A 19,756-nucleotide genomic window follows, 5' to 3' on the forward strand; every position below is an offset into this window, starting at 1 on the left:
TAATCCAGTTAACAGATATTGTCGCCGCCATTAGAATGCTGTGCAATTGCGCATCCACATCTTTGGCGCAGATCCATTTCCAGGAGTCCCCCGTACATGAGCAACATGAACCACGAGCGTGTCCTCAGTGTTCATCACTGGAACGACACTCTGTTCAGCTTCAAGTGCACCCGCGATCCGGGCCTGCGCTTCGAGAACGGTCAGTTCGTGATGATCGGCCTGCAACAGCCCAACGGCCGCCCGCTCATGCGCGCTTACTCCATTGCCAGCCCGAACTGGGAAGAGCATCTGGAGTTCTTCAGCATCAAGGTGCCCGATGGCCCGCTGACTTCCCAATTGCAGCATTTGAAGGAAGGCGACGAGATCATCATCAGCAAGAAACCGACAGGCACCCTGGTGCTTGACGATCTGAAGCCGGGCAAACACCTGTACCTGCTCAGCACCGGCACCGGCCTCGCTCCATTTATGAGCGTGATCCAGGACCCGGAAACCTACGAGCGTTTCGAAAAAGTGATCCTGTGCCACGGCGTGCGTTACGTCAACGAAGTCGCCTACCGCGAATTCATCACCGAGCACCTGCCGCAGAACGAGTTCTTCGGCGAGGCCCTGCGTGACAAGTTGATCTACTACCCCACGGTGACCCGCGAGCCGTTCGAAAACGAAGGCCGCCTGACCGACCTGATGCGCAGTGGCAAGCTGTTCACCGACATCGGCCTGCCGCCGATCAACCCTGAGGACGACCGCGCCATGCTGTGCGGCAGCCCGAGCATGTTGGACGAAACCAGCGAAGTGCTGAACAGCTTCGGTCTGAAGGTCTCGCCACGCATGCGTGAGCCGGGTGATTACCTGATCGAACGCGCGTTCGTCGAAAAGTAATACCAAGCCAGTCACAACGCAGATCCAAAAAATGTGGGAGGGGCTTGCTCCCGATGACGGTGGATCAGTCACCCGAAACAGTGACTGATACTCCGTCATCGGGAGCAAGCCCCTTCCCACATCTGGTTTGCGTGCTATTGAGCCGGCAGCACTTCCAGCACGCAAATCATCCCGGGCTCCGGATAGTGCCAACGCACATCCACATCCCAGAACTGCGCCCCATATTCGCGCTCTGACGTGGGCACCTGATACGCCGGCCTCGGGTCTTGCGCCAGACACTGCTCAACCAGCTCCACCAGCGGCTCGTCCAGGCGCTGGGCATGGCCTTGCGCCTGTTGCAACGCCGTCTTGAGCCACTGCACGCCGATCAGCTGCGGCGCAGCGCTGGCGACGTCGTTGGTGGCAGTGTCGATGATGTCGGCATACGGCACGTACGGCTTGATATCCAGCACCGGCGTGCCGTCAAGCAGATCGATCCCGGAAATCCACAGCCGGCCCGCTTCCACTTTGTCCAGCTTCACCACCGACTGGCCGATGCCATTGGGCCGATGGGTGGCGCGGGTGGCGAACACGCCCATCGACGTGTTGCCGCCCAGGCGTGGCGGGCGCACTTTGAGGCGCGGCTTGTCTTCCAGCGCTTGATGGAACACAAACAGCAGCCACACATGGCTGACCTGCTCCAGGCCCTGCACCGCCTCACCCTTGTCGAACGGCGCCACCAGTTCCAGCACGCCCCGTGCCGCAGGCGCCAATTGCGGTTGGCGCGGAATGGCGAACTTCTCCTTGAAGCAGGAGCGCACGAAGCCGACAGGCGAGACGTTGTAGGTCATGGCTTACGCACGAACCCGCAGCGTCAGGCCCTTGAGGAAGTTACGCAGCAACTGGTCGCCGCACGGGCGATAGTTGGTGTGGCCGAACTTGCGAAACAGTGCGCTCAGCTCCGGCTTGGACACCGGAAACTCGGCGGCCTTGAGGATGGCGTGCATGTCGTCTTCTTTCAGTTCGAAGGCCACGCGCAGCTTCTTGAGGATGATGTTATTGGTCACCGGCGTTTCGATCGGCTGCGGCGGACGGCTTTCGTCCTTGCCACGCTTGAAGATCACCAAACCATCGAGGAAGTGCGCCATGACTTCGTCCGGGCAGAACACAAAGCCTTCTTCCTCATCTTTTTTGAGGTAGGTCAGCAGGTCTTCCTTGGTCACGTCCATGCCGCCGATCTTGATAATCTCGACCATCTTGTTGTCGCTGATGTCGAGCATGTAGCGCACGCTGCGCAGTACGTCGTTGTGAATCATGGTGGGCAATCCTGGTATTCAACTGAGGACACCGCCCATCAGGCGGTGTCGAGAAAAGGGAAACCGCGTTTTAGAACTTCTCTTTGCCGGACAGATAGCGCCACTGGCCTACCGGAACCTTGCCGATGGACACGCCGCCGATGCGGATGCGGCGAATGGCGACGACCTTCAGGTCAACGGCTTCGCAGAACAGCGCGATCACGCCCGGTTGCGGATTTTTCATCGCAAAGCGCAGGCGGTTTTCGTTCTGCCAGCTGGCCTTGACCGGCGGCAGTTCCTTGCCCTTGTACGTCAGGCCGTGGTTCAGGCGGTTGAGGCCGTGGGCAACCATGTCGCCTTCGACCTCCACCACATACTCCTGCTCGATCTTGGCGGCATCGGCGGTCAGCTTGCGCAGGATCTTCCAGTCCTGGGTGAACACCAGCAGGCCGCTGGCCTTGGCTTGCAGGTCAGCGCTGGCGGTCAGGCGCAGGAAGTGGCCCTTGAGCGGGCGCTTGCTGAAACGGTGTTCTTCGGAGAGCGTCTCGGCGCTGATCGAGGCCATCGCCGTCTCGGCATCCACGCCGGTCGGGGCGTGCAGCAGAATGGTCACCGGCTCCGGCACGGTGGCCTTGGCCTCCGGGTCCAGTTCGACCTTTTGCGTGGTGACCTTGAACTGCGGCTCGTCGATCACTTCACCGTCCACCGAGACCCATCCGCCTTCGATAAACAGCTCAGCCTCCCGACGGGAGCAACCGACCAGTTCGATAAGGCGTTTGGAGAGGCGTATGGGGTCAGTCATGACAAGGGCCGTAACAAAATGGGGCGCCTATTGTACCTGCCTAGCGCCTGTTAATCCCGGCCCCATTTCAGCGCGCATGAAAATGTGGGGGCGGACTTGCCATGGGTGGCTGACGCAAACGCAGATGCAGCAACGGATAGGGCTGGCCCAGGCCGTCATGGGCCGTGCGTCCGACCACTTCAAAACCCTGCTTGAGGTAAAACCCCAGTGCCTTGGGGTTTTGCTCATTCACATCAAGCGCCTCGGCATTCAAATGCGCGATTGCATAACGCAGCAATTGGCGACCCAGGCCCTGGCCTCGGTGCAGCGGGTCGATAAACAGCATTTCCACCTTGCCTGCCGCCACCCCGGCAAACCCGGTGATGCGCTGGCGCGTGTCCTTGGTGCACACCAGCATCACCGCATCGAGGTAGCGGGTGAGCACCAGGTTTTTCAGTAGCACAATGTAACTGTCCGGCAGAAAATCGTGTGTGGCTCGCACGGAGTCCTCCCAGATGCGCGTCAACTCTGCGTAGTCGCCGGTGTTGGGTGTATGGATGACCGAATGCTCGCGCATGTCCGCTGCTCCTTGCCTCGCTCTGCTCTGATGGGCAAAACAATAGACCCAAAAAAGCCCCGCCTCTTGTCCAGAGGCGGGGCTTTTGTATTTCTTTGCAGATTCAGTCGCGCTTTTCGGCCCACAGGTCGTATTCGTCGGCGTCGGTCACGGTGCACCAGACCTTGTCGCCCGGCTTCAAGCCGCTGGCATCGTCAATAAACACGTTACCGTCGATTTCCGGTGCATCGAAGAAGCAGCGGCCAACGGCGCCTTGCTCGTCGACTTCGTCGATCAGCACTTCGATTTCCTTGCCGATGCGCAGTTGCAGGCGCGCCGAACTGATCGCCTGCTGGTGCGCCATGAAGCGCTCCCAACGGTCCTGCTTGACGTCGTCCGGCACCACGGCCAGGTCCAGCAGGTTGGCTGGAGCGCCTTCCACCGGGGAATACTGGAAGCAGCCGACGCGGTCCAGTTGCGCTTCAGTCAGCCAGTCCAGCAAGTACTGGAAGTCTTCTTCGGTTTCGCCGGGGAAGCCGACGATGAAGGTCGACCGGATGATCAGTTCCGGGCAGATCTCGCGCCAGTTCTTGATGCGCGCCAGGGTCTTGTCTTCGAACGCCGGGCGTTTCATCGCCTTGAGCACCTTGGGGCTCGCGTGCTGGAACGGGATGTCCAGGTACGGCAGGATCTTGCCGGCGGCCATCAACGGGATCAGCTCATCCACGTGCGGGTACGGGTAGACATAGTGCAGGCGCACCCACACACCCAGGCTGCTGAGGGCTTCGCACAGTTCGGTCATGCGGGTTTTCACCGGCGCGCCGTTCCAGAAACCCGTGCGGTATTTCACATCGACGCCGTAGGCGCTGGTGTCCTGGGAGATCACCAACAGCTCTTTGACGCCGGATTTGACCAGACGCTGGGCCTCGTCGAGGACATCGCCCACAGGACGGCTGACCAGCTTGCCGCGCATCGACGGAATGATGCAGAAGCTGCAACTGTGGTTGCAGCCTTCGGAAATCTTCAGGTACGCATAGTGACGCGGCGTCAGCTTGATGCCTTGGGGCGGCACCAGGTCGATCAGCGGGTTGTGGTCCTGACGCGGCGGCACCACCTGGTGCACGGCGTTGACCACCTGCTCGTACTGCTGCGGACCGGTCACGGCCAGAACGCTGGGGTGCACGTTGCGGATGTTGCCTTCTTCCACACCCATGCAGCCGGTCACGATGACCTTGCCGTTTTCCTTGATGGCCTCGCCAATCACTTCCAGCGACTCCGCCTTGGCCGAATCGATGAAACCGCAGGTGTTGACCACCACCACGTCAGCGTCCTGATAGGTGGACACCACGTCGTAGCCTTCCATGCGCAGTTGGGTCAGGATGCGTTCGGAGTCGACCAGAGCCTTCGGGCAACCCAGGGAAACAAAGCCAACCTTGGGGTTGGCTTTTGCGATGGTGGTGGACATGTCTAACCTCGGTATTGAATGACGCCGCCGGTCGGGCACGACAAGGCGGTTGCCGGGCACTGGGTGTGCCTCTGATCAAAAAGTGCGCAATTCTAGCGATGGGCGGCGCGCTTGACCAGCTTTATGCAGGGAAATGCGACGAGTGCTGCGCTATGCTTCGCGCCTCTACTCACGGGCCAGCCCCGTGAGTCAATAAAACGTCTGTTACGAGAAGTTAAACGGCGCATGCTAGGGTCCGCTCAGGTGCGTTGTTTATAAGTGGCCGCAGGTCAAAGGGCAGGAGTGGTTGATGGGTCAGGCAAGTAGTCAGGCGGCGGGTGCCGAGCATTCAAACGCCAAGCCGATAGGCATGCTGGTGGCGGCGGTCGGGGTGGTTTACGGCGATATCGGGACCAGCCCGCTCTATACCCTCAAAGAAGTATTCACCGGCGGTTATGGGGTGCAGGTCAACCATGACGGCGTGTTGGGGATCCTGGCGCTGATTTTCTGGTCGCTGATCTGGGTCGTGTCGATCAAATACATGTTGTTCGTTTTGCGCGCCGACAACCAGGGCGAAGGCGGCATCATGGCCCTGACCGCGCTGGCGCGACGTGCGGCGGGGGAGCGCAGGAGACTGCGCAGTTTCCTCGTGGTGTGCGGCCTGTGCGGTGCGGCGCTGTTTTATGGCGACAGCATGATCACTCCGGCGATCTCGGTGCTGTCGGCGGTGGAAGGCCTGGAGTTGGCCTTCGATGGCGTGGATAAGTGGGTGGTGCCCATCGCGCTGGTGGTGCTGGTGGCGCTGTTCCTGATCCAGAAGCACGGCACCGACCGCATCGGCAAGCTGTTCGGGCCGGTGATGGTCACCTGGTTTCTGGTGCTCGGCGGCCTTGGCGTGTATGGCATCACGCTGCACCCCGAAGTGCTCAGCGCGCTGAACCCGATGTGGGCCGTGCGTTTCTTCGAGGCTCACCCCGGCATCGGTGTGGCGATTCTGGGTGCAGTGGTGCTCGCGTTGACCGGCGCCGAGGCGTTGTACGCCGACATGGGCCACTTCGGGCGCAAGCCCATCGCCCGCGCCTGGTTCATCCTGGTGCTGCCGGCGCTGGTGCTCAATTATTTCGGTCAGGGCGCCATGCTGCTGGGCGATCCTGAAGCGGCGCGCAACCCGTTCTACCTGCTGGCGCCAAGCTGGGCACTGATCCCTCTGGTGGTGCTGTCTACGCTGGCCACGGTGATTGCATCCCAGGCGGTCATTTCCGGGGCGTTCTCGTTGACGCGTCAGGCGATCCAACTGGGTTACATCCCGCGCATGCACATCCAGCACACGTCCAGCGCCGAGCAGGGCCAGATCTACATCGGCGCGGTGAACTGGTCGCTGATGGTCGGTGTGATCCTGCTGGTGCTGGGCTTCGAGTCCTCCAACGCACTGGCTTCGGCATACGGCGTGGCAGTGACCGGCACCATGCTGATGACCACCATCCTGGTGTCGGCCGTGATGCTGCTGCTGTGGAAATGGCCGCCGATTCTCGCCGTGCCGGTGTTGCTCTGTTGCCTGCTGGTGGACGGGCTGTACTTTGCCGCCAACGTGCCGAAGATCATTCAGGGTGGCGCCTTCCCGGTGCTGGCGGGGATCGTGCTGTTCGTGTTGATGACGACGTGGAAGCGCGGCAAGCAACTGCTGGTGGAGCGCCTCGACGAGGGCGGCTTGCCGCTGCCGATTTTTATCAACAGCATCCGCGTGCAGCCGCCTCACCGCGTGCAGGGCACGGCGGTGTTCCTTACCGCGCGGCCCGACGCAACGCCCCATGCGCTGCTGCACAACCTGCTGCACAACCAGGTGCTGCATGAGCAAGTGGTGCTGCTGACGGTGGTCTACGAAGACATTCCGCGCGTACCCACTGCCCGACGCTTCGAGGTGGATGCCTACGGCGAGGGCTTCTTCCGGGTGATCCTGCACTTTGGTTTTACCGACGAGCCGGATGTGCCCCAGGCGCTGAAGTTGTGCCATCTGGAAGAGCTGGATTTCAGCCCGATGCGCACCACGTATTTCCTCAGCCGCGAAACCGTGATCGCCTCGCGCATAAAGGGCATGGCGCGTTGGCGCGAAGCGCTGTTCGCCTTCATGCTGAAGAACGCCAACGGCAACCTGCGCTTCTTCAAGCTCCCGGTAAACAGGGTAATCGAGCTGGGCACCCAGGTCGAAATGTAGACCGCAGCGCCCCGGGAGCCGGCAATCGGCTCCCGTCTTTCCTTCTGAACCCTGTGTGATCCACGGTTGTCGACTAGGCTCCAGGCACCGTTGATGTGCCCACAGAACCCGGAAGAGGTGCGCCATGAGTCAACTGCTCGAACCCTATACCCTGCGCCAACTGACCCTGCTCAATCGCATCGTGGTCTCGCCGATGTGCCAGTACTCCAGTGTCGATGGCCTGGCCAACGACTGGCATCTGGTCCACCTTGGCAGCCGTGCGGTGGGCGGCGCCGGGCTGATCTTCACCGAATCCACCGCTGTGACCGCCGATGGCCGTATCACCGCCCAGGACTTGGGTTTGTGGAACGACGCACAGATCGAGCCGCTGCAGCGCATCACCCGTTTCATCGCGGCCCAGGGCGCGGTAGCCGGCATCCAGCTGGGCCACGCCGGACGCAAGGCCAGCACGCACCGTCCGTGGATCGGCAAGCATGGCAGTGTCAAGCCGGAAGACGGTGGCTGGGTGCCGGTGGGGCCCTCGCCGATTGCATTCGACCCTCAGCACACCCAGCCCACGCCGCTGGACGAAGGGCAGATCCAGCAAGTGATCGCCGACTTCGTGGCGGCCGCCAGGCGCGCGTTGACGGCGGGTTTCGAGGTGGTGGAGATCCACGCCGCCCACGGCTACCTGCTGCACCAGTTTCTCTCGCCCATCAGTAACCAGCGCCGGGACCAGTACGGCGGCTCCTTCGAAAACCGCATCCGCCTGGTGCTCGAAGTGACTCGCGCGGTACGCGACGTCTGGCCTCAGGAGCTGCCGCTGTTTGTGCGTGTGTCGGCCACCGACTGGGTGGAAGACGGCTGGAACCCCGATGAAACCGTGGAGCTGGCGCGCCGCCTGAAGGACCTGGGCGTGGACTTGATCGACGTCTCCTCCGGTGGCACCGCCGCCAACGCCGAAATCCCTACCGGCCCCGGCTACCAGACGCGTTTTGCCGAGCGCGTGCGCAAGGAATCCGGGATCGCCACCGGCACCGTCGGCATGATCACCGAGCCGGCACAGGCCGAGCATATCCTGCGCACCTGCCAGGCGGACCTGATCTTCCTCGCCCGTGAACTGCTGCGCGACCCGTACTGGCCCCTGCATGCCGATGACGACCTGGGCGGGCGCAAGGCCACCTGGCCGGCGCAGTATCAGCGCGCGACCCATCGCGACCAGCCGATCCATGAGTCCGATCTGCGCGATTGATGCCGCGCGGGCTGCACCGAAACCCACCCTCACCCGGTGGGTTTTTCTTTGTCCATCTATGTGGGAAAAGGCTGTAGGTATTTGTTACCGAAGCACTTTTTTTAAGTGAATACTCTAAAAAAATCCCACACGGGACGAGATTGTTTCTACGCTTAGGGTATGTCTGGTTTCTGGCCCAGGAAGTCAGTCGGTTTGCCCGCGAAGGTATTGCGCTTCATCGCAGGCAAAGAATGGGCGCAAGGAGCATTTGATCGTTATCAGGAGAAACAGTCCATGGCCAAGTCCTATGGTGTAGCGGGTGTGGTGGCGTGTTTTCTGACCCGCAGGATGTCCCTGCGTGGTCGCAGGTTGAGTTCGGACGAGGCTGAATTGCTGGCGCAGTATCGCGCCCTGACCGAAAACGATCAGGTAGCGATGCGGTATCTGGTGGGGGCGATGAAGAGTGTGTCGCGGTTTTAAAATCAGCGAAAATCAACTGTGGGAGCGGCGGTGCGACGATTCGACTTGCCCGCGAAGGCGATTTTTCGGTGTACATATCCGTTTCTGCGGTAACGGCTGCTGGAGGTTCCGCTCTTACAGCGGGTCACTTTTTGAAGAGCACAAAAAGTAACCCAAAACGCTTCGCCCCAACACTCGGCACCTCGCTCAGGCTCGGTGTGCCCGAACGCAGGCTATGGAGCGTGGGCCGCCGCGATGGGCCATCCTTGGCCCAGCGCGGCTAACCCGGCGTCCTGCCGGGTTACCCACGCTCCAAAGCCTGCGTTCGGCCAGCGTGTTTGACGGGGCGCTCCAGATCAAAAGCAAAAGCGTGGCGGCCTTAGAGCCGACCGGTATCGGGGCGTGTGAGCGCGATCAACTGTGGGAGCGGGCTTGCCCGCGATGACGGCAGGCCAGTTGCTACATGAACAACTGACTCATCGCTATCGCGGGCAAACCTGCTCACATATTTATAACCGGCGCCTCAGGTGTACTTGCGTTTATCCGGCGCAGGCGGGAAGTACTGGTACAGCCAGGTTTCACTCAAGGTGCGGTCCTGGGTGCGGATAAACAGGCGCAGCTCCACCGGTTCCACGCTGTCGCTGGTGGGGTACCAGTCGAACAGGATGCGATAGCCCTTGATGTTGTCGAGCACCAGCACGCTGAAATCCTTGACCTCACCGTGGGAGCAGGTCACCACCGGCTCGATGCCGGTGCCGGCGGGCAGGCGGTCCAGGCCGCCGCCCTTGAAGTCCACGGCAAAGCGGCGCGCCCAGACTTCTGGATAATGCTCGCCGGGTGCCCAGCCCTCGGTAAAGCCGCCCATGCCGGAACGGGTTGCGTCGACCTGCGCCAGCGGCGTGCTGACCGGGGGCAGGGCGCTCCAGTACAACTTGTAGCCGTAATTGAGGGAGTCGCCGGCAGCCACGGGTTTTTTCGGGGTCCAGAAGGCCACGATATTGTCCAGAGTCTCGCCGGTGGTGGGGATTTCCAGCAGGTCGATCGAGCCCTCGCCCCAGGCGGTGGTCGGTTCTACCCACAGGCTTGGGCGCTTGCTGTACCAGTCCACGGTGTCCTGATAGCTGGCGAACTCATGGTCGGTCTGCACCAGGCCGAAGCCTTTGGGGTCGGTGTCGGCAAACGCGTTGAACTGCAGCTTGGCCGGGTTGTTCAACGGGCGGCACACCCATTCGCCGTTACCGCGCCACATCGCCAGGCGGTCCGAATCGTGGATTTGCGGGTGGATGGTGTCGCACATGCGCCGCTCATGGGTGCCGCAGCTGAACATGCTGGTCATGGCCGCGATGCCCAGTTGTTCGATGGCGGTACGCGCGTTGATATGCGCGTCGATTGCCATCACCACCTGATTGGCCTGGCAGTCGATATCGAAGCGATAGGCACCGGTGGCGCTCGGTGAGTCGAGCAGGGCGTACACCACAAAGCGCGTGGCGTTCCTCTCCGGGGTCTCGAACCAGAACTGCGTGAAGTCGGGGAATTCCTCGCGTTTTTTTGCGTAGGTATCAATCGCCAGGCCGCGCGCTGACAGGCCGTACTGGCCGGTGGAGTCCACCGCACGGAAATAGCTGGCGCCCAAAAATGACAACACGTCATGGCGGTCCAGCTCCGGCGCCTTGAACAGCTTGAAGCCGGAGAAACCCAGGTCGCCGGTCAGTTGCCTGGTGTCTACCGTGGTCTTTTCATAGTTGAACAGCGACGGGCGGAAATGCACCTCACGGGCTTCGCGGGTCGTGGGGTCGACACTGTGCATGCGCACCGGCGTCTTGAAGCCCATGCCGACGTGGAAGAACTGCACATCCAACTGGCCGTTCAATTCCTTCCACAGCGAATGATTGCCGTCGTAGCCAATCGCGTTGAAATTTTGCGGGGTCATGTTCGCCAGCGTGGGCGGCAGCACCTGCCGGGTGTCTTTATAGGCTGCGCCAGCGAGCTGTTTGGCCTGGGCCTTGAGCGTTTCAAAATCGAATGCCACGGCCTTGCCATCGGCGGCACGGTTACCGGCCCAGGCCTGCGCGGCCAGCAGGCCACTGGCCGACAAACCGGTGTAAGCCGCAATGGCCATGGACGCTTTGAGCAAATTCCTGCGATGCATAGAGACAACCTGTCGTGAGCAAATCCCGCGCCGTTCCTGGCACGTAATGGATCAGAAATAACGGTTCGGACATGCCTTCGGCCAAACGCAACGGACATTAAACAGACGCCGGATAGCTTAAGCGGTTCGATGGGCAAGGAAAATTGATTGGTGGCACTGTGATAGCTCTGCATGTGCGACAAGACATTTCCAAACCAGCGAAGGGGCGGCTGCGCACTTCACGCTACAAAGGCGGCGTTACATCTGGAAGCACTCTAGCAAGCAGTAAATGTGGCACTTGGTTTTACGCTGAGGTCTGTTTGTCCTATGTACCCAAGTGCCTGGAGGCTATTTATGAATACCCGTGGATTGCTCGATCAGTTGCTTAAGTCTGGTCAGGACATGTTGCAAAAAAAGGCTGGCGGCCAGCGCAAATCGGATGAAAAAGGCGCCCTGGATGGCCTGCTCGGCAGTGGCGGCCTGGGCAGCCTGCTCGGCGGCGCAGGCGGTGGTGCTCTGGCGGCGGGCGCCATGGGCCTGCTGATGGGCAACAAAAAAGCGCGCAAATTCGGCGGCAAGGCGCTCACCTACGGCGGGCTGGCGGCCCTGGGCGTCATCGCCTACAAGGCTTACGGCAACTGGCAGGCGCAGCAGGCCAGCGCGCGCCAGAGCGAACCGCAAACCATCGACCGCCTGCCGCCGGCCCAGGTCGAGCAGCACAGCCAGGGCATCCTCAAGGCGCTGGTCGCCGCCGCCAAGGCCGACGGGCACGTCGACGAGCGCGAGCGCGCGCTGATCGAAGGCGAGTTCACCAAACTGGACAACGACCGCGAGCTGCAAAGCTGGCTGCATGCCGAGCTCAACAAACCCCTGGACCCTGCCGATGTGGCCCGCGCCGCAGGCACCCCGGAAATGGCCGCAGAGATGTACATCGCCAGCGTGATGTTGGTGGACGAGGAAAACTTCATGGAAAAGTCATACCTCGACGAACTGGCCCGCCAGCTCCGGCTGGAGCCCGGCCTGAAGGCCGAACTGGAGAAGCAGGTACGTCTGGCCCAGTAAATACGGGCGGTACGCAAATCAATGATGTGGGAGGCCCCGCTTCTTGTGGCGAGCGGGCTTGCCCCGCGTTGGGGGGCGAAGCGCCCCCAATGAAGGAACCCTCGGTATACCTGATACTACGCGCAGGCTGGTTTTGGGGCTGCTGCGCAGCCCAACGCAGGACAAGCCTGCTCGCCACAGGGAATCTGCGCTTAACTGAACGGCATTAGATCAAGGCTGCTCGCCACAGGGATGTGCTTGCCTGAACCAGTCAGTACTTTTGATACAAACGCACCGCCATCGCAAGCAACCCCCCTCGCACATTCCCCTCAGCTATACTCCCCCCATTTGAATGGCCCTTCGAGGAATTACTGTGAAGAACTGGACCTTGCGCCAACGGATTTTGGCGAGCTTTGCGGTCATTATCGCGATCATGTTGCTGATGGTCGTGGTGTCCTACTCACGGTTGCTGAAGATCGAAGTCAGTCAGGAAGCCGTCAGGGATGATGCGGTGCCAGGGGTCTACTTAAGCTCCATGATCCGCAGCGCGTGGGTCGACAGCTATTTACAGACCATCGACATCATCGGCCTGCGCGAGGAGAAGACCCTCACCAATACCGACAAGAACGACTACAAGTCCTTCGAAGCGCGTATCGAGCAGCAGATGGCCAACTATGAAAAAACCGTGCATGACCAGGCTGACCGCATGGAGTTCGACAACTTCAAGGCCGCGCACATCAATTACAACAAGGTCCTGGCCCAGGTGCTGGAACGCATTGAAGCCAACGACCTGCCCGCTGCCAGTGTGTTGCTCGAAGAGCAATTGACGCCGATCTGGACCGAAGGGCGCATGAAGCTCAACGACATCATCACTGAAAACAAGAACGTGTCCGACCGCGCCACGGCGGCCATTGACGAGGCCGTGATGTCGGCCAAGATCAGCATGGTGGTGTCGCTGATCATCGCCGTCCTCGCCGCCGACCTGTGTGGCCTGCTGCTGATGCGCGCGATCATGGCGCCGATGAAGCGCATCGTCGACATCCTCGAAACCATGCGCACGGGCGACCTGAGCAAGCGCCTGAATCTGGAGCGCAAGGACGAATTCAACGCCGTGGAAACCGGCTTCAACGACATGATGACCGAACTGACCGCCCTGGTGTCCCAGGCCCAGCGTTCCTCGGTGCAGGTCACTACCTCGGTGACCGAGATTGCCGCTACCTCCAAGCAGCAGCAGGCTACCGCCACCGAAACCGCTGCCACCACCACCGAGATCGGCGCTACATCGCGGGAAATCGCCGCCACGTCCAAGGACCTGGTGCGCACCATGACCGAAGTCTCCACCGCCGCCGATCAGGCCTCGGTGGCTGCCGGCTCCGGCCAGCAGGGCCTGGCGCGCATGGAAGAAACCATGCATTCGGTGATGGGCGCCGCTGACCTGGTGAACGCCAAGCTGGCAATCCTCAATGAGAAGGCCGGCAACATCAATCAGGTGGTGGTGACCATCGTCAAGGTCGCCGACCAGACCAACCTGCTCTCGCTAAATGCCGCCATCGAGGCCGAGAAAGCTGGCGAATACGGGCGCGGCTTTGCCGTAGTGGCCACCGAAGTGCGCCGCCTGGCCGACCAGACCGCCGTGGCTACCTACGACATCGAGCAGATGGTGCGCGAGATCCAGTCGGCAGTCTCGGCCGGGGTGATGGGCATGGACAAGTTCTCCGAAGAAGTGCGCCGCGGCATGTTCGAAGTGCAGCAGGTGGGCGAGCAGCTTTCGCAGATCATCCATCAGGTGCAGGCGCTGGCGCCACGGGTGTTGATGGTCAACGAAGGCATGCAGGCCCAGGCCACCGGCGCCGAGCAGATCAACCACGCGCTGGTGCAGCTCGGCGATGCCAGCAGCCAGACCGTGGAGTCCCTGCGCCAGGCCAGCTTTGCCATTGATGAACTGAGCCAGGTTGCGGTGGGTCTGCGCAGCGGCGTGTCGCGTTTCAAAGTCTGATGAGCGACCTCGCGGCTAAACGCGGCGCCGTTACGGCAGCGAAAAAGGCGTTGTTCCTGCTGTTCCACATCGGCAGCGAACGCTTTGCCCTCAAAGCCACCGAAGTGGCCGAAGTGCTGCCGCGCCTGCCACTCAAGCCCATCGCCCACGCGCCCGCCTGGGTGTCGGGCATTTTTGCCCATCGCGGCGCGCTGGTGCCGGTCATCGACCTGAGTGCGCTGACCTTCGGCACCGCCGCCCAGGCCCGCACGAGCACGCGGCTGGTGCTGGTCAACTACCAGCCGCAATCCTGGGCCGCACCGCGCCGGCTGGGGCTGATTCTCGAACAGGCCACTGACACCCTGCGCTGCGACCCCGCCGAATTTAAACCCTATGGCCTGGACAATCGCGAGGCGCCGTACCTTGGGCCAGTGCGCGAAGATGCGGCGGGCTTGACGCAATGGATCGGCGTAAATGAACTGCTCACCGAAGACGTGCGTGCCTTGCTGTTCTCTGCCGAGTTGAGCCTATGAGCAACGACCCGCGCTTTTTTGCCTATTTGAAAGAACGCATCGGCCTGGACGTCGCGTCAGTGGGCGAAGCCATTATCGAGCGTGCCGTGCGCCAGCGCAGCCAGGCGGTGCAGGCGCAGACAGCGGATGATTACTGGCAGCACCTGCAACGCTCCCACGACGAACAGCAGGCGCTGATCGAAGCGGTGATCGTTCCCGAGACCTGGTTCTTTCGCTACCCCGAATCCTTCGCAACCCTGGCGCGGCTGGCCAAGGCGCGTCTGGACGAACTCAAGCAACTGCGCGCCTTGCGCATTCTGAGCCTGCCATGCTCCACGGGCGAGGAGCCCTATTCGATCGCCATGGCCCTGCTCGATGCCGGCCTTGCGCCGCACCAGTTCAAGGTGCAGGGCATGGACGTCAGCCCGCTGTCGGTGGAGCGTGCCCGGCGCGGCGTGTACGGCAAGAATTCGTTTCGCGGCGGCGACATCGATTTTCGCGACCGCCACTTCAGCGAACAGGCCGATGGTTATCACATCGCCGACCGCGTGCGCGAACAGGTGCGCCTGCAAGTCGGCAACCTGCTTGACCCGGCCCTGCTCGCCAATGAATCGGCCTACGATTTCGTGTTTTGCCGCAACCTGCTGATCTACTTTGACCAGCCGACGCAACAGCAGGTGTTCGATGTGCTCAAGGGCTTGACCCACCTGGACGGCGTGCTGTTCATCGGCCCGGTCGAGGGCAGCCTGCTGGGGCGCCACGGCATGCGTTCGATTGGCGTGCCGCAGTCGTTTGCCTTCAGCCGCCATGCGGAACCGGTCAAGCCCGCGCCGGTGTTTGCACCCATGCCCAATCCCGTGCTTGCGCGCAGCGCGGCACCGATGCCGCTGCCGATCAAGCCGCGACCGTTCAGCACGGCCAGCGCCCAGGTGGTGCCGATCAAGGCGCCGCCCTCCGACACGGCCGACTTGCTCAGCCAGATCGCAACCCTGGCCAACGCCGGCAAGAGCGCCGAAGCCCGCGCTGCCTGCGAACGCTATTTGAGCAACCATCCGCCGGCCGCCCAGGTGTTTTACTGGCTGGGGCTGCTCAGCGATGTGGCCGGCAGCGCCCTGGAAGCCCAGGGTTATTACCGAAAAGCCTTGTACCTGGAACCCCAGCACCCGCAGGCCCTGATGCACCTGGCCGCGTTGCTCGAGTCCCAGGGCGACAGTGCGGGCGCGCGTCGCCTGCAGGCACGTGCCGCGCGCAGCGAGCGAGCTGACAGTGAGTCCAAACGATGAGTAGCACCAAGGCGCTCGACACCGCCGGCCTGGACCTGACCCTGGCCGACACCCAGGCCATCGACGATTGCTGGAACCGCATCGGCATCCATGGCGACAAGTCCTGCCCGCTGCTGGCGGAGCATATTCACTGCCGCAACTGCTCGGTGTATTCAGCCGCCGCCACGCGGTTGCTGGACCGCTACGCCCTGCAACAGGAAGACCGCCGCCCGGCAGCGGCCGAGGTCGATGAGGACATCGTCACCCGTTCCCTGCTGATGTTCCGACTCGGCGAGGAGTGGCTGGGGATCGCCACCCGCTGTCTGGTGGAGGTGGCGCCGCTGCAGCCGATCCATTCCCTGCCGCACCAGCGTTCCCGTGCGTTGCTCGGCGTGGCCAATGTGCGTGGCGCGCTGGTGGCGTGCCTGTCGTTGGTCGAACTGCTTGGCCTGGACGCCACCAGCGCCGGGGCGACAGGCGGGCGGATCATGCCGCGCATGCTGATCATCGCCGCGCAGGATGGCCCGGTCGTGGTACCGGTGGACGAGGTTGATGGCATTCATGCGGTCGATGAGCGCACCTTGAAAGCGGCATCGGCCTCCGGCACCCAGGCCAGCGGGCGCTTCACCCAAGGTGTTCTGCAGTGGAAGGGCCGCAGCCTGCGTTGGCTGGACGAGGCACAATTGTTGTCCGCCGTGACCCGGAGCCTCACATGACCCCCGACCAGATGCGCGATGCCTCGCTGCTGGAACTGTTCAGCCTGGAAGCCGATGCGCAAACCCAGGTGCTAAGCGCCGGCCTGCTGGCCCTGGAACGCAATCCCACCCAGGCCGACCAGCTCGAAGCCTGCATGCGCGCCGCGCACTCGCTCAAGGGCGCGGCGCGCATCGTCGGGGTGGACGCCGGGGTCAGTGTGGCCCACGTGATGGAGGACTGCCTGGTCAGTGCCCAGGAAGCGCGCCTGTACCTGCAACCCGAGCACATCGACGCGCTGCTGCAGGGCACCGACCTGCTGATGCGCATCGCCACGCCGGGCAACGACGTCTCGCCTGCCGATATCGCAGCCTATGTGGCGCTGATGGAGCGCTTGCTGGATCCGTCGCAGCCCACGGCAAAGATCGCAGCGCCAGCCGAGCCAGCGCCGGCTCCGACGCCAGTCATGGAAACCTTGCCGCTCGAGCCCGAGCCTGAGCCCGAACCTGCGCCGCCTGCTGCCAGCGAGCCCGCGCGTCAGGGCAAGCGCATGACCGAAGGCGGCGAACGCGTGCTGCGCGTCACCGCCGAGCGCTTGAACAGCCTGCTGGACCTGTCCAGCAAATCCCTGGTGGAAACCCAGCGGCTCAAGCCGTATCTGGCCAGCCTGCAACGCCTCAAGCGCATTCAAAGCCAGGGCGTGCGTGCGCTGGATTCCCTGGATGGCCAGCTCAAGACCCTGAATCTGAACCTCGAAGCCCAGGAGGCCCTGGCCGATACCCGTCGCCTGCTGAGCGAAGCCCAGGCCCTGTTGGCGGAAAAAACCGCCGAGCTGGACGAGTTCGGCTGGCAGGCCGGGCAGCGTGCGCAGGTGCTTTATGACACCGCGCTGGCCTGTCGCATGCGCCCATTTGCCGATGTATTGGCGGGGCAGGCACGCATGGTCCGCGACCTTGGCCGTACCCTGGGCAAGCGGGTGCGCCTGGAGATCGAGGGCGAAAAGACCCAGGTCGACCGCGACGTGTTGGAAAAACTCGAAGCGCCGCTCACCCATTTACTGCGCAATGCCGTCGACCATGGCATTGAAATGCCCGAGCAGCGCGTGCTCGCCGGCAAGCCCGCCGAAGGCCTGATCCGCCTGCGCGCATCCCATCAGGCCGGCTTGCTGGTGCTGGAACTGAGCGACGACGGCAATGGCGTCGACCTGGAGCGCCTGCGCGGCAGCATCGTCGATCGGCACCTGTCGCCGCTGGAAACCGCCTTGCGCCTGAGCGAGGAGGAGCTGCTGACGTTCCTCTTCCTGCCGGGCTTCAGCCTGCGCGACAAGGTCACCGAAGTGTCCGGGCGCGGGGTCGGCCTGGATGCAGTGCAGCATATGGTGCGGCAACTGCGCGGCGCGGTGGTGCTGGAGCAAACGGCGGGGCAGGGCAGTCGCTTCCACCTGGAAGTGCCGTTGACCCTTTCGGTGGTGCGCAGCCTGGTGGTCGAAGTCGGCGAAGAGGCCTACGCCTTCCCGCTGGCCCATATTGAACGCATGTGCGACCTGGCCCCCGATGACATTGTGCAACTGGAAGGCCGCCAGCACTTCTGGCACGAGGGCCGGCATGTCGGCCTGGTCGCCGCCAGCCAGTTGCTGCAGCGCCCGCCGGGGCAGAACAATGACGAAACGCTTAAAGTCGTGGTGATCCGCGAGCGCGACGCGGTGTACGGTATCGCCGTGGAGCGCTTTATCGGTGAGCGCACGCTGGTGGTGCTGCCGCTGGATGACCGCCTTGGCAAGGTTCAGGATATTTCCGCTGGCGCCTTGCTCGACGATGGCTCGGTGGTGCTGATTGTCGATGTGGAAGACATGCTGCGCTCGGTGGACAAACTGCTCAACACCGGCCGCCTGGAGCGCATCGCCCGACGCAGCCAGCAGGCCACCGAAGCGCCGCGCAAGCGCGTGCTGGTGGTGGACGACTCACTCACCGTGCGTGAGCTGCAACGCAAACTGCTGCTCAATCGCGGCTATGAAGTGGCCGTGGCGGTCGACGGCATGGACGGGTGGAACGCATTGCGCTCCGAAGACTTCGACCTGCTGATCACAGACATTGATATGCCTCGTATGGACGGTATCGAATTGGTCACACTCCTGCGCCGAGACACACGCCTGCAATCGTTGCCGGTGATGGTGGTGTCCTACAAGGACCGCGAAGAAGACCGACGGCGAGGGCTCGATGCCGGCGCCGACTATTATCTGGCCAAGGCCAGCTTCCATGATGACGCCCTGCTTGACGCCGTGGTCGAACTGATCGGAGGCGCCCGGGCATGAAGATTGCCATCGTCAACGACATGCCGCTCGCCGTCGAAGCCCTGCGCCGCGCCCTGAGTTTCGAGCCTGCGCACCAGGTGGTGTGGGTGGCGGGCAATGGCCTGCAGGCGGTGCAACGTTGCGCCGAACTGACCCCGGACCTGATCCTGATGGACCTGATCATGCCGGTGATGGACGGTGTGGAAGCCACCCGGCAGATCATGGCCGATAACCCGTGCGCGATTCTGCTGGTGACCGTCGACCGCCAGGCCAACATGAGCCGAGTGTTCGAAGCCATGGGCCATGGCGCCCTGGACGTGGTGGACACTCCCGCGCTGGGCGTGGGCAACCCCAGGGATGCGGCCGCGCCGTTGCTGCGCAAGATCCTCAATATCGGCTGGCTGATCGGCCAGCGTGGCAGCCGCGTGCGCGCCGAAACCGCGCCCCAGCGCACCATGGGCAAACCCCACAGCCTGGTGGCGATCGGCTCCTCGGCTGGCGGTCCGGCTGCCCTGGAAAGCCTGCTCAAGGGGTTGCCGCGGGACTTTCCCGCCGCCATCGTGCTGGTGCAGCATGTGGATCAGGTCTTCGCCGCGGGCATGGCCGAGTGGCTGAGCAGCTCCTCCGGCCTGCCGGTGCGCCTGGCCCGTGAAGGCGAGCCGCCACAGAGCGGCGTGGTGCTGCTGGCCGGCACCAACCACCATATTCGTCTGTTGAAGAACGGCACGCTGGCCTATACCGCAGAGCCGGTGAACGAGATTTACCGGCCGTCCATCGATGTATTTTTTGAAAGCGTGGCCAGCCACTGGAATGGCGATGCCGTCGGCGTGTTGCTGACCGGTATGGGGCGCGACGGGGCACAGGGACTTAAATCAATGCGTGAACAAGGCTATTTGACCATCGCCCAGGACCAGCAGAGTTCGGCGGTGTATGGCATGCCCAAAGCGGCGGCGGCGATTGAAGCCGCTGTTGAAATTCGCCCACTGGACAGGATTGCGCCCCGGTTGCTGGAGGTTTTTGCAAAATGATCAATGCCCCAGTCA

Annotated in this window: 17 protein-coding genes; 11 read left to right on the plus strand and 6 right to left on the minus strand. The window is 62.6% G+C overall.

What is annotated here, in order from left to right; genetic code table 11:
- Nucleotides 1-96 precede the first annotated feature (96 nt).
- Nucleotides 97-876, plus strand: a complete 780-nt coding sequence (fpr, locus tag VRB54_RS05530; RefSeq protein ID WP_003231344.1) for a ferredoxin-NADP reductase — start codon at nucleotides 97-99, stop codon at nucleotides 874-876.
- Between the two features lie 134 nt (nucleotides 877-1,010).
- Here fpr and tsaA read toward each other — a convergent pair whose 3' ends face one another.
- The 5 genes from tsaA to rimO all read right to left on the minus strand — a co-directional run bounded on the left by tsaA (nucleotide 1,011) and on the right by rimO (nucleotide 4,952).
- Nucleotides 1,011-1,706: a tRNA (N6-threonylcarbamoyladenosine(37)-N6)-methyltransferase TrmO gene (tsaA, locus tag VRB54_RS05535; RefSeq protein WP_338479845.1), complete on the minus strand. Its 696-nt coding sequence runs from the start codon at nucleotides 1,704-1,706 to the stop codon at nucleotides 1,011-1,013.
- Between the two features lie 3 nt (nucleotides 1,707-1,709).
- Nucleotides 1,710-2,171 (minus strand): DUF1456 family protein, encoded by a 462-nt coding sequence (locus VRB54_RS05540; protein WP_057007725.1) that lies wholly within the window; start codon nucleotides 2,169-2,171, stop codon nucleotides 1,710-1,712.
- Nucleotides 2,172-2,241: 70 nt separating this feature from the next.
- Complete coding sequence (locus VRB54_RS05545; RefSeq protein ID WP_338479846.1) at nucleotides 2,242-2,952, minus strand: rRNA pseudouridine synthase; 711 nt, start codon at nucleotides 2,950-2,952, stop codon at nucleotides 2,242-2,244.
- A 67-nt stretch (nucleotides 2,953-3,019) separates the two neighbouring features.
- Entirely contained in the window at nucleotides 3,020-3,508 is a 489-nt protein-coding gene (locus tag VRB54_RS05550) for a GNAT family N-acetyltransferase (protein ID WP_338479847.1), read from the minus strand.
- Between the two features lie 103 nt (nucleotides 3,509-3,611).
- Nucleotides 3,612-4,952: a 30S ribosomal protein S12 methylthiotransferase RimO gene (gene rimO, locus VRB54_RS05555; RefSeq protein WP_046384502.1), complete on the minus strand. Its 1,341-nt coding sequence runs from the start codon at nucleotides 4,950-4,952 to the stop codon at nucleotides 3,612-3,614.
- A gap of 289 nt (nucleotides 4,953-5,241) precedes the next feature.
- On the opposite strand from rimO, the gene VRB54_RS05560 reads away from it, so the two are divergent.
- The 3 genes from VRB54_RS05560 to VRB54_RS05570 all read left to right on the plus strand — a co-directional run bounded on the left by VRB54_RS05560 (nucleotide 5,242) and on the right by VRB54_RS05570 (nucleotide 8,833).
- Complete coding sequence (locus tag VRB54_RS05560; protein WP_209989395.1) at nucleotides 5,242-7,143, plus strand: potassium transporter Kup; 1,902 nt, start codon at nucleotides 5,242-5,244, stop codon at nucleotides 7,141-7,143.
- A gap of 124 nt (nucleotides 7,144-7,267) precedes the next feature.
- The gene (locus tag VRB54_RS05565; RefSeq protein ID WP_338479849.1) at nucleotides 7,268-8,374 is read left to right on the plus strand and encodes an NADH:flavin oxidoreductase/NADH oxidase; all 1,107 of its coding nucleotides are present in this window, start codon (nucleotides 7,268-7,270) and stop codon (nucleotides 8,372-8,374) included.
- A 273-nt stretch (nucleotides 8,375-8,647) separates the two neighbouring features.
- Nucleotides 8,648-8,833, plus strand: coding sequence for a hypothetical protein (locus VRB54_RS05570; RefSeq protein WP_338479851.1), 186 nt, complete (start codon nucleotides 8,648-8,650; stop codon nucleotides 8,831-8,833).
- A 502-nt stretch (nucleotides 8,834-9,335) separates the two neighbouring features.
- On the opposite strand, the gene VRB54_RS05575 is transcribed toward VRB54_RS05570, so the two are convergent.
- Nucleotides 9,336-10,961: a glucan biosynthesis protein D gene (locus VRB54_RS05575; RefSeq protein ID WP_338479853.1), complete on the minus strand. Its 1,626-nt coding sequence runs from the start codon at nucleotides 10,959-10,961 to the stop codon at nucleotides 9,336-9,338.
- Between the two features lie 333 nt (nucleotides 10,962-11,294).
- On the opposite strand from VRB54_RS05575, the gene VRB54_RS05580 reads away from it, so the two are divergent.
- The 7 genes from VRB54_RS05580 to VRB54_RS05610 all read left to right on the plus strand — a co-directional run bounded on the left by VRB54_RS05580 (nucleotide 11,295) and on the right by VRB54_RS05610 (nucleotide 19,741).
- Nucleotides 11,295-12,002 carry a tellurite resistance TerB family protein gene (locus tag VRB54_RS05580; protein WP_338479855.1) on the plus strand — a complete coding sequence of 236 codons (708 nt, stop codon included), beginning with the start codon at nucleotides 11,295-11,297 and terminating at the stop codon, nucleotides 12,000-12,002.
- 412 nt (nucleotides 12,003-12,414) lie between these two features.
- Nucleotides 12,415-13,977, plus strand: coding sequence for a methyl-accepting chemotaxis protein (locus VRB54_RS05585; protein WP_422396093.1), 1,563 nt, complete (start codon nucleotides 12,415-12,417; stop codon nucleotides 13,975-13,977).
- On the plus strand, nucleotides 13,977-14,489 hold the full coding sequence (locus VRB54_RS05590) for a chemotaxis protein CheW (protein ID WP_338479859.1): 513 nt from the start codon (nucleotides 13,977-13,979) through the stop codon (nucleotides 14,487-14,489). Before VRB54_RS05585 ends, VRB54_RS05590 begins: the two co-directional genes overlap by 1 nt.
- The gene (locus tag VRB54_RS05595; protein ID WP_338479861.1) at nucleotides 14,486-15,751 is read left to right on the plus strand and encodes a CheR family methyltransferase; all 1,266 of its coding nucleotides are present in this window, start codon (nucleotides 14,486-14,488) and stop codon (nucleotides 15,749-15,751) included. The genes VRB54_RS05590 and VRB54_RS05595 overlap by 4 nt, the downstream gene beginning before the upstream one ends.
- Complete coding sequence (locus tag VRB54_RS05600) at nucleotides 15,748-16,446, plus strand: chemotaxis protein CheW (protein ID WP_338479862.1); 699 nt, start codon at nucleotides 15,748-15,750, stop codon at nucleotides 16,444-16,446. The genes VRB54_RS05595 and VRB54_RS05600 overlap by 4 nt, the downstream gene beginning before the upstream one ends.
- Complete coding sequence (locus VRB54_RS05605) at nucleotides 16,443-18,734, plus strand: hybrid sensor histidine kinase/response regulator (protein WP_338479863.1); 2,292 nt, start codon at nucleotides 16,443-16,445, stop codon at nucleotides 18,732-18,734. The genes VRB54_RS05600 and VRB54_RS05605 overlap by 4 nt, the downstream gene beginning before the upstream one ends.
- Nucleotides 18,731-19,741 (plus strand): chemotaxis response regulator protein-glutamate methylesterase, encoded by a 1,011-nt coding sequence (locus tag VRB54_RS05610; RefSeq protein ID WP_338479864.1) that lies wholly within the window; start codon nucleotides 18,731-18,733, stop codon nucleotides 19,739-19,741. Before VRB54_RS05605 ends, VRB54_RS05610 begins: the two co-directional genes overlap by 4 nt.
- Nucleotides 19,742-19,756: the final 15 nt, after the last annotated feature.

The sequence above is a fragment of the Pseudomonas trivialis genome, assembly GCF_036864995.1.
Classification (GTDB): domain Bacteria; phylum Pseudomonadota; class Gammaproteobacteria; order Pseudomonadales; family Pseudomonadaceae; genus Aquipseudomonas; species Aquipseudomonas trivialis.